Annotated in this window: 8 protein-coding genes; 3 read left to right on the top strand and 5 right to left on the bottom strand. The window is 72.2% G+C overall.

The features are described 5' to 3' along the window. Window positions 1–105: 105 nt before the first annotated feature. The 5 genes from AB0K36_RS34335 to AB0K36_RS34315 all read right to left on the bottom strand — a co-directional run bounded on the left by AB0K36_RS34335 (window position 106) and on the right by AB0K36_RS34315 (window position 4,695). Window positions 106–1,134 carry a methyltransferase gene (locus AB0K36_RS34335; RefSeq protein WP_364601682.1) on the bottom strand — a complete coding sequence of 343 codons (1,029 nt, stop codon included), beginning with the start codon at window positions 1,132–1,134 and terminating at the stop codon, window positions 106–108. Window positions 1,135–1,186: 52 nt separating this feature from the next. After that, on the bottom strand, window positions 1,187–2,251 hold the full coding sequence (locus tag AB0K36_RS34330; RefSeq protein ID WP_364601679.1) for a right-handed parallel beta-helix repeat-containing protein: 1,065 nt from the start codon (window positions 2,249–2,251) through the stop codon (window positions 1,187–1,189). A 91-nt stretch (window positions 2,252–2,342) separates the two neighbouring features. Continuing rightward, complete coding sequence (locus tag AB0K36_RS34325) at window positions 2,343–2,888, bottom strand: hypothetical protein (RefSeq protein WP_364601677.1); 546 nt, start codon at window positions 2,886–2,888, stop codon at window positions 2,343–2,345. 148 nt (window positions 2,889–3,036) lie between these two features. Continuing rightward, on the bottom strand, window positions 3,037–3,429 hold the full coding sequence (locus AB0K36_RS34775; RefSeq protein WP_435877996.1) for a hypothetical protein: 393 nt from the start codon (window positions 3,427–3,429) through the stop codon (window positions 3,037–3,039). A 78-nt stretch (window positions 3,430–3,507) separates the two neighbouring features. Beyond that, window positions 3,508–4,695 (bottom strand): FAD-dependent monooxygenase, encoded by a 1,188-nt coding sequence (locus AB0K36_RS34315; protein WP_364601675.1) that lies wholly within the window; start codon window positions 4,693–4,695, stop codon window positions 3,508–3,510. A 298-nt stretch (window positions 4,696–4,993) separates the two neighbouring features. Between AB0K36_RS34315 and AB0K36_RS34310 the strand changes: the two genes are divergently transcribed. The 3 genes from AB0K36_RS34310 (at window position 4,994) to AB0K36_RS34300 (ending at window position 7,493) form a co-directional block, all read left to right on the top strand. Beyond that, window positions 4,994–5,980, top strand: coding sequence for an ABC transporter ATP-binding protein (locus AB0K36_RS34310; protein WP_364601672.1), 987 nt, complete (start codon window positions 4,994–4,996; stop codon window positions 5,978–5,980). Further along, complete coding sequence (locus AB0K36_RS34305; RefSeq protein ID WP_364601670.1) at window positions 5,977–6,795, top strand: ABC transporter permease; 819 nt, start codon at window positions 5,977–5,979, stop codon at window positions 6,793–6,795. The genes AB0K36_RS34310 and AB0K36_RS34305 overlap by 4 nt, the downstream gene beginning before the upstream one ends. 149 nt (window positions 6,796–6,944) lie before the next feature. Next, window positions 6,945–7,493 (top strand): YceI family protein, encoded by a 549-nt coding sequence (locus AB0K36_RS34300; RefSeq protein WP_364601667.1) that lies wholly within the window; start codon window positions 6,945–6,947, stop codon window positions 7,491–7,493. The last annotated feature ends 104 nt before the right edge of the window (window positions 7,494–7,597 follow it).

Genomic DNA, 7,597 nt, shown 5'->3' with positions numbered 1-7,597 from the left:
ATTTTTTTTTTTTTTATATTTTTGTTAGACATCCCCGCCCCGCGCGCCCCGCGGGGCCCCCCGCCGCCCCCCCCGGGCGTGCCGGTCGCCGGTCCTGGACGCTCCTCAGTCCGGGACCACGCTCTCGAACAGGTGCAGATACGCGTTGACCGGACGGACCTCGCCGACGAGCAGCCCGGCGTCCGACATCCGGCTGATCATGCTCTGCCTGGTGTGCTTGGCGCCGCCGACGTTGAGGAGCAGCAGCAGGTCCATCGACGTCGTGAACTTCATCGACGGGGTGTCGTCGACCAGGTTCTCGATGACGAGCACCCGGGCGCCGGGGCGGGCCGCGGCGACGATGTTGCGCAGTGTCCTGCGGGTGCTGTCGTCGTCCCACTCCAGGATGTTCTTGATGATGTACAGGTCGGCGGCGACCGGCATGGCCTGCCGGCAGTCGCCGGGGACGATGTCGGTCCGGTCAGCGAGCGAGCCGCCTTCGAGCAGCCGGGGGTCGGCCGCCGCGACGACACGGGGCAGGTCCAGCAGGGTGCCGCGGACGCCGGGGTGCTTCTCCAGCAGCTCCGCCAGCACATGGCCCTGGCCGCCGCCGATGTCCGCGATCGTCTTCGCTCCGCCGAGGTCGAGCAGTTCGGCGACGTCCCGCGCCGACTGCTTGCTCGAGGTGGTCATGGCCCGGTTGAAGACATGGGCCGATTCGGGCGCGTCCTCGTGCAGGTGGTCGAAGAACTCCTTGCCGTAGATGTCGCTGAAGACGCCGCCGCCCTTCCTGACCGCCTCGTCGAGCAGCGGCCAGGCGTCCCAGGTCCACGGCTCCGTGCACCAGAGCGCGATGTACCGCAGGCTGTGCGGGTCGTCCTCGCGCAGCAGTCGCGACATCTTGGTGTGGACGAACCTGCCGTCGGCGTCCTCTTCGAAGATGCCGTAGCAGGCCAGGGCGCGCAGCATCCTGCGCAGTGCGCCGGGCTGTGCCTTGACTTCCGCCGCGAGCTCCTCCGCGGTCGCCGGTGCGTCCCCGAGGGCGTCGGCGACGCCGAGCCGGGCCGCCGCGCGCACGGCGGCGGCGCAGGCCGCGCCGAAGACGAGCTCTCTCAACCGCATGGCGGGCAGAGTGGTTTCGCTTGCAGTGGTCATGCCGCATCGGTCTTTCGTGAGTGGCCGGGGCCGGTCGGCTCCGTCCGGAGGGTCAGCACAGGCCCGCGGGCTCGGAGAGTCCGCACATGTTCCGGCTGAAGACGTTGCCGGTGCCGTTCGTGTCGCGGTTGGCCAGGTCGGCGGCCCCGTTGCCGAGGACGACGTTGTTCCGGACGACGTTGTCGGTGCCGGCGGCGCCCACGATGCTCTTGAAGAGGACGATCCCGCCGGACATCGGGGCGGAGCCCACGTTGCCGCGGATCATGTTCCACTCCACCAGGGTGTCCTCGGTGCCGGTGAGGACGATGCCGGTGCCCTGGATCTCGGGCAGCCGCGCCGTCTTGTCGCAGTGCTTGTTGTTCTCGTGCACGCGGTTGTAACGGACGGTCAGGGCGCCGGCCCTCGGGGTCGTCTCGTCACCGACGAGGAACGCGCCGGCGCAGTTGCCGGTGATCTCGTTGGCCTGGACGGTCAGGTTGCGCACCCGGCGGATCGTGGTGCCGATGCGGTTGTCGACCATCAGGTTGTTGGAGACGACCGTGCCCTTGGTGTCGGTGGCGCCGGACTCGGCGCTGACGGTGTTGGCCACGAAGATGCCGGCGTCGCCGTTGCCCCGGACGAGGTTGGCCCGCAGCACCGACCGGGTGGACCGCTCCTGGGCGATGCCCCAGGTCCCGTTGTTCTCCGAGGTGACCTGCCGCACCGTCAGCCGGTCGGTCCAGGCGGCCCAGAGGCCGTTCTTGGCGTATCCGCTGAGGGTGAGGGAGCGGACCTGAACTCCCTCGACGGGCTGCTTCTCGGTGCCGATGACGCAGATGCCGTTGCCCGCCCCGGCGCAGGTGTCGGCGGCGGCCGGGGTCTTCGACGGCTTGAGCACGGTCGCGCTGCCCGCGCCCCGCAGGGTCAGGCCGGACTTGGTGATCCGGACGCTCTCCGTGTAGGTGCCGGCCGCGATGTCGATGATGTCGCCAGGCTGTGCGGCGTCCACCGCGGCCTGGATCGACTCGCCCGGCAGGACCTGGTGGCTGACGGCGGCACTGGCGGGAGCCGCCGCGCCGAGGCCGGACGCGACGAGCAGAGCCGCGCATCCGAGCATGGTCGTTTGTCGCTTTGTCATAAACCGAAGCTATGCGCATTTACGACGAAATCGACACAAACCACGCCTGGGCGGGCTTGTGTCGCCCCACCCAGACGCGGCCGGAGAGGGATCAGGCCTCTTCGAAATACGCGTCGAGGACCGCGTCGAGCTCCTCGGTCCACTCCTTCAGGCGCCCCCTGGCCGGGGCCTCCACGTCCGCGTTGAACCAGCGGTTGGCCGCGACGTGGACGGTGACCGCGAACCGGCGCCCGAACCGCGCCGGCCGCACCTCGACCGCGCCGATCTCGTCCCAGCGGAAGTCCGCCTCCTGGTCGTCCAGGGTGAAGCGGATGCCGGTCCGGTCGGCCGTGATCGAGCCACGCCGGTCACGCACCTCGAAGGCGGGGCCGTCGGCTGACGGGGCGTCGGAGCCGTCCGTGGCCTCGTCCGCGGACTCGTCGCCGCCGTCGGTCGCGCCGGCGGTGGCGTCCGTCCCGGCGTCGTCGGCCCCGTCCGACGCGTCGTCCGGCCCGGTCACCGCGTCGGGCCCCGTGGCTGTGCTCTCCTCCTCCCCCTTCTTCGCGGCGGGCGCCGGCCCCGAGAGGACGGGGACGAATGCCGGATCCGTCCCCACGGCGATATCGAGCTTCGTCTTCGGATCTATCTGCTGCTCCACGGCGGGCAGTATGGACGACGAAGCTGTACGAGACCAATGTGGTCCGCCGATCGGCTTCCGCCGGCATGGTTCGGTCTTGCCGGGGCCCGACGCGGTTGCGGACGCACCGGCGGGCGGCGGACGATCCCCGTTTCCGATCTCGTACAGATCAAGCGGCCCTGCTGACCCCGTCCGGCCCGTCGCTTCGCCGGGAACCAGCCGCCCAGGTACGCCAGTTCGGCGTCAGTGGACCACGCCTCGACACCGCGGCAGGCCCCGTCCCCGGCCCCGGCCGGAGCCGGGGACGGGAGTCGCGGGCCGTCGCGGCCGCGGCCAGGCACCGGCGTGCCGCGCTTCTGCCGCAGCCGCGCAGGTGTGCCGGTGAGACGCGGGCGCGGTGGCCGCCGCTGGTGATCAGCGCGTTCACCGGGGTCATCGGGTCCGCGGCCATCGTCTTGGCCAGCAGGACGCCCGCCACGAGCGGGAGCAGGGTCACGGCCAGGGCCGTGCCGGCCGTGGCGGCGCCCCGGACTCGGGGGTGGTGGAGGGCTTCAGGGAGCATGCCCCGATTCGACCGGACGCGGGGCGCCGGCGGATCCGGCGGCGTACTCAGGCCGGCCGCGCGTCGTACTCAGACGCGTCACACCGCCGCGGGGACCACGCTGCGGCCCGTCTCGTGCGCGTAGAGCGTCGCGCGGTCGCGGAGGGATGCGTGGACCGCCATCTGTGCGTCGCGGCGGCGCTGGGCCGGACCGTCCGGGAGGTGGAGGACGCCGGCGTTGCCGCGGGAGCCGCGCTGGATCTCGGCGGTGCGCGGGATGCGCAGCGCCTCATAGCGGGCGAGGCCGTCCGCGATCCGCTCCTCGGTCGCGTCGGCGAGACAGGCCGCCAGGTCCATCGCGTCCTCGATCGCCTGGTTCGCTCCCTGCGCCATGAACGGCAGCATCGGATGGGCCGCGTCGCCGAGGAGGGTGATGCGGCGGCTCGACCACCTGCGCAGCGGCGGCCTGTCGTGGAGCGCCCACTGGTGCGTCACCTCGGTCGCCTCGACGATGTCGGAGACCAGACCGGTCCAGGAGCCGAACGCGCGGCGCAGGTCCTCCGGATCGCCGGGCGCCGACCACGACTCGGCGGGTGCCTCTTCCATCGGGACCGTCGCCGCGAAGCTGAGGTACTCGCCGGCGGCGACCGGGTAGCACACGAAGTGGCCGCCGGGGCCGAGCCAGAGACGAACCAGGCGCTCCCTGGCCGCGTCCGGCAGACGGTCGGTGGGGACCAGGCCCCGATAGATCCCGAGGCCCGCGAAGACGGGCTCGTCGCGCACGAACGCCTCGCGGACCGTCGAGTGGATGCCGTCCGCGCCGACCACCACCCCGGCGTCGCGGACGGTGCCGTCCTCGAAGGTCAGCCGCACGCCGCCGGTGTCCGTCTCGCGTGCGCCGTTCAGGCGTTCGCCGAGCCGGAGCCGGTCGCGGTCGACCAGGGACAGCAGCGCCTCGTGCAGATGGGCGCGGTGGACCGCGTAGTACGGCGCACCGAACATCCGCTCGCACTCCTCGCCGAGCGGCGTACGGGCGACGGGCCGGCCGGTCCAGCCGCGTACCTCCATCGCGTCGATCCGTACGGCGTGCTCGCGCAGTGCGTCGCCGAGGCCGAGCCGCAGCAGCGGCCGGACGGCGTTCGGCGAGAGCTGGACCCCCGCCCCGACCTCGGCGAGCCGCCGGGTCTGCTCGTGGATGACGTAATCCGTACCGTTCGCGGCGAGCGCGCCGGCGAGGGTCAGTCCGCCGATGCCCGCACCGACCACCGTGATCCGCGGCCGTCTCATTTCGCCCACTTCCCCGAACCCCACGTCATGACCGCCTTCCGCGTCAGCTGCTCCGTCGGCAATGCCCTGAAGGATGTGCGGCCCGCGCCGCGCGCCGCAACGCCCGTCACGTCCGTACTGACACCTGTCGCCGCTTGCGTGACGTCCGTCATCGGATGCCTCCCGTTCCTGCGGACCCCGCCCTGACCGGGCCTAACGTCGCGACAGCGACCCGGAGTTCGGTCTTCGGGCGAACGGCAACACCGGACCCGACAAACAGCACCGGGAGGCACACAGTGACCGAAGCGGAGGGACCGCGGTGACCGCGGTGGCCGTGGACGGCCTGCGAAAGCGTTACGGGGACCACGAGGCGGTGCGCGGCGTCGACTTCACCGTCCGCGACGGGGAGATCTTCGCCCTGCTCGGCCCGAACGGGGCGGGCAAGACGACCACGCTCGAGATTCTGGAGGGCTTCCGCGACCGTGACGGCGGAAGCGTGGAGGTGCTCGGGCGCGACCCGGGCAAGAAGGCGGACGGGCGGTGGCTGCGCGGGCAGATCGGGCTCGTGCTCCAGGACATCGCCGTCGAGCCGTACCTGTCGGTGCGCGAGACGATCGCGCGCAACGCCGGCTACTACCCCGAGCCCCGCGGCGTCGACGAGGTGATCGACCTCGTCGGCCTCGAGGAGAAGCGCGGCGCCAAGGTGAAGGACCTGTCCGGCGGGCAGAAGCGGCGGCTCGACCTGGCGCTCGGCGTCGTCGGCAACCCGCAGCTGCTGTTCCTGGACGAGCCCACCACCGGCTTCGACCCGAACGCGCGGCGGGGTGCGTGGGAGGTCGTGCGGAACCTGCGTGACGCGGGCACCACCATCGTGCTCACCACGCACTACATGGACGAGGCACAGGCGCTCGCCGACTCGGTCGCCGTCATCGCCGGCGGCCGGATCGTCGCCGCGGGCACGCCGGACACGCTCGGCGGCCGGGACAGCGCGCTGGCCAGGATCCGCTTCGCGCTGCCGCAGGGCGCCGCGATCGCCGACGTACCCCTGCCGGTCACCGACGCGGAGGACGGGCTGGTGACGGCGGAGGCCGAGGAGCCGACCGCCGCGCTGCACCGCCTCACCGAGTGGGCGCTGCGCCGCGGTACGCCGCTGGAGCGGCTGACCGTCGAGCAGCCGACCCTCGAGGACGTCTACCTGAGCCTCACCGGCAAGTACGCGGAGAAGGAAGCATCCTCGCCGTCCACGGAGCGGGGGCGCAGGCCGTCCCCGGGCCGGGGACGCCGACCGGGACGGAGCCGCTCATGACCACCCTGACCCCCACCACGGCCGCCGGCGCGGGACGGTCGGCCGCCCGCGCCGACGCGCGCGGCGACCTGGCGCTGCTGGCCCATCAGATCCGTTATGAGCAGCTGTCGTTCTGGCGCAATCCGCAGTCGATGGTCTTCACCTTCGTGCTGCCGATCGTGATCATCACGATCTTCGGCGCGGTGTTCAGCGGCGGCGCCGACGAGAAGTTCTTCTTCGGCCTGACCGGCATGCAGTACTACACGCCGACGATCGCCGCGGTCTCGGTGCTCGGCGCGTGCTACGGCCAGCTGGCGATCATCCTGGCGATGCGCCGGCAGACGGGCGTGCTCAAGCGGCTGCACGCCACCCCGCTGCCGGCCTGGGTGTACTTCGCCGGGCTGCTGGTGCACTGCATCGTCGTCAGCGTCATCGACGTGGCGCTGGTCATCGGCATCGGCTCGCTGTACGGCGTGCCGCTGCCCACGCACTGGGCGGCGGTCACGGTGACGCTGGTGCTGGGTGCGGCGAGCTTCTGCGCGCTGGGCGTCGGCGTGGCCTCGCTGATCAAGAACTCGGAGGCGGCCCCGGCCGTCGTGCAGTTCATCCAGTTCCCGCTGGTGTTCATCTCGGGCAGCTACTTCCCGATCCACTCCGAGGTGCTGAACAACATCGCCGGGCTGCTCCCGGTGAAGCCGTTCAACGACGCGATGCTGGCGCCGTTCGCGCACAACGCCGGTTTCCAGTGGAAGGAACTCGCGGTCCTCGCCGTCTGGGGCGTCATCGGCGCGCTGATCGCGGTCCGCAGCTTCCGCTGGGACCCGCGGCCCGAGTGACCCGTACCCGCAATCGCACCCGCACGCACCGCTGCGTACCGCGGAAGCGGTACGCGGAACAGCAGTCGACAGGGGGCCTCCTTCGCGGGGCCCCCTCGCTGCCTCCGCCTTCTCCTGTCCTCATCACGACCCGAAGGGAAACCCCCACCATGTCCCTCACCGACCACTCAGAGGCCGCCACCGGGCTGACCGCCGCCGCCGTCGACGGCTCCTGGACGCTCGACGCCGGCGCCTCTTCCGTCGAGTTCACCGCTCGGCACTTCTTCTTCCTGCCGGTCACCGGATCGCTCCCCGTCCGCTCCGGGAACGCCGTGCTGCGGGGCGGGCTGCGGCGGTTGGAGGCGGAGGTCGACGCCGCCGGCTTCGGCACCGGCAACCCGAACCGCGACAAGGCCGTCCGCGGGCCGGGCTTCCTCGACGCGGACCGCTTCCCGTCGATCCGGTTCACCGGTGAGCGCCTCACCACCGGCGGGGCGTGGCAGGTGACCGGCCTGATCGAGGTCAAGGGCCGGTCCGTGCCGCTCACCTTCACCGTCGACACCGAGGCGTGCGCCGTCTCACCGGACGGCACCCGTGCGGTCGTGCACGCGACGGCGGAGCTCGACCGGCACGCGTGCGGTGTGAGCGCGATGCGCCCGCTCGTCGGACCGCGGCTGCGGCTGCGGGTCACGGCGGCGTTCGTCCGCACGGCGGAGTGAGCGGCGCGCACGTACGCGAAGGCCCGGCCGGAACGTTCCGGCCGGGCCGTCGCGCGCGCCCCGGGGGGGCCGCGGGGCGGGGGGAAACACCCCGCCGGGGCCGG

The organism is Streptomyces kurssanovii, assembly GCF_040677245.1.
Lineage (GTDB): Bacteria > Actinomycetota > Actinomycetes > Streptomycetales > Streptomycetaceae > Streptomyces > Streptomyces kurssanovii.
The sequence above is the reverse complement of the archived record's forward strand: the minus strand, read 5'-3'. Positions and strand labels throughout refer to the sequence as shown.